This is a genomic window from Actinocorallia longicatena, from assembly GCF_039534125.1.
Taxonomy (GTDB): Bacteria; Actinomycetota; Actinomycetes; order Streptosporangiales; family Streptosporangiaceae; genus Actinocorallia; species Actinocorallia longicatena.
On sequence record NZ_BAAAUV010000072.1, the window covers coordinates 1 to 1,594 of the forward strand.

Sequence of the window (1,594 nt, forward strand, 5' to 3'; positions counted from 1 at the left end):
ATCCTCACGCTGGCCGACAAGACATCCGATGGGCGTAAGAGTCAAGCTGGGGTGGGTGGGAAGGCGGTGGTTTCGTCGTAGCGTTGTTGTTCTTGGAGGCAGTGGTGGAGGCAGCCGAGGAAGCGGTTGAAGAGGTTGCGGAAGGCGGCGGCGTGTCCGTCGCCGGTGGTGCGCCGTCGGTCGTAGTGGGCTCTGGCTCCGGGTGATTGGTTGAGGGCGGATAGGCCCCAGGTGAAGCCGACGGCGGCGAGGCGGTCGTTCTTGATCCTGCGGTGGGTGACGATGCGGCTGCGTCCGGAGGCGCGGGTGACGGGGGCTGCGCCGGCGAAGGCCTTCAATGCTCGTGCGTCGGCGAATCGGGTGCGGTCATCGCCGATCTCGGCGAGGAGGCGGGCTCCGGCCTGGTCAGCGATCCCGGGGAAGCTGGTGATGATCTCGTAGTCGGGGTGCTGGCGGAACGCCCCTGCGGTGGCGGTGGACAGTTCGTCGATGCTGGCGCATTCGGTGGCCAGGGTGGCGAGCAGCCGCAGTGCTTGGACACCCATCGCCTGTTCGACCATCGGGTCGTGGCGCAGGTGGGGACGGCTCAGGATGGTGTGGAGTTCGGCGGCGACGTCCTCGATATGGCGCAACCGACCGGCGCGGCGCAGTGCGGCGGCGATCCTGGCCTTGGTGACCTTCAGGGCGTCGGCCGGGGTCGGGGCAAGTTTCAGAAGTTCCCGGGTGAGCGGGGTGGCCAGGTTGCCACTGCGATTAGCGGCGGCCTGGAGCATTGCGGGGTAGTACTCGCGCAGCAGGGATCGCAGCTCGTTCTGGGCTCGGGTGCGGCGCCAGGTCGCGTCCTGGCAGGCGCGGGCCAGGACCTTGATCGAGCGGGTGAGCTCGGTGTCGTCGGGCATCGGCCGGTGCACGTGCCGGTCGGTGCGCAGGATGTTTGCCAGGACGACGGCGTCGGCGTGGTCGGACTTCTTGCCCGAGGCCGAGTAGCGTTCCCGATAACGGGCCACGGCCATCGGGTTGATCGGGTAGATCTTCCGGCCGGTAGCGCGCAATGCGGCGACCAGCAGGCCGCGCGGAGTCTCGATCGCGACCGGGATGGGATCCTCGTCGCTGTCTCCGGCCTCGGCGAGCATGGCCAGCAGTTCCTGGAAGCCCTCGACGGACTCGGGGATGCGGCGCTTGGCGACCAGGTCCCCGTTCTCATCGACGATCGCGATGTCGTGGTGCGATTCGGCCCAGTCAATGCCGCACATGATCTTCAATATTGTCCTCCTCGCTACTGTTCGTGCTGGTCGAAGCCCTGGCAGGAGCACGCGGCGCCCTAATGGAAAGGCTCGATGGCCTGACATCCGATGAGCCGTCCGTGATCCCGGCGACCATCACGGCTCCCGGTCTTCGTTGAGGGCTCCAGGCCCCGAGCGACCAACGGGATGTTCCGTGCCGGCGGGCTCGAACCACGACCAGATCCAACCGGATCAGCGAGCATGAAACGGACACGGCCCGGCGCGGCGCCAGCCTTGTCTAAGAGGCCTCGAGGACCAGGGCTACCAAGGGAGTCCCCACCGGGCCCGTGCCCGTTCTGAACCCATTAGGG

1 protein-coding gene is annotated in these 1,594 nt (G+C 67.5%); it reads right to left on the reverse strand.

Translation table 11 applies throughout. From position 1 onward, the window contains the following. Window positions 1-41 precede the first annotated feature (41 nt). Complete coding sequence (locus ABD785_RS41100) at window positions 42-1,253, reverse strand: IS110 family RNA-guided transposase (protein WP_344840329.1); 1,212 nt, start codon at window positions 1,251-1,253, stop codon at window positions 42-44. Between the last annotated feature and the right edge of the window lie 341 nt (window positions 1,254-1,594).

Excerpts from the sequence above, each read along its gene's own strand:
- ABD785_RS41100 (WP_344840329.1), bottom strand. The coding sequence starts at position 1,253 with ATGTGCGGCATTGACTGGGCCGAATCGCACCACGACATCGCGATCGTC.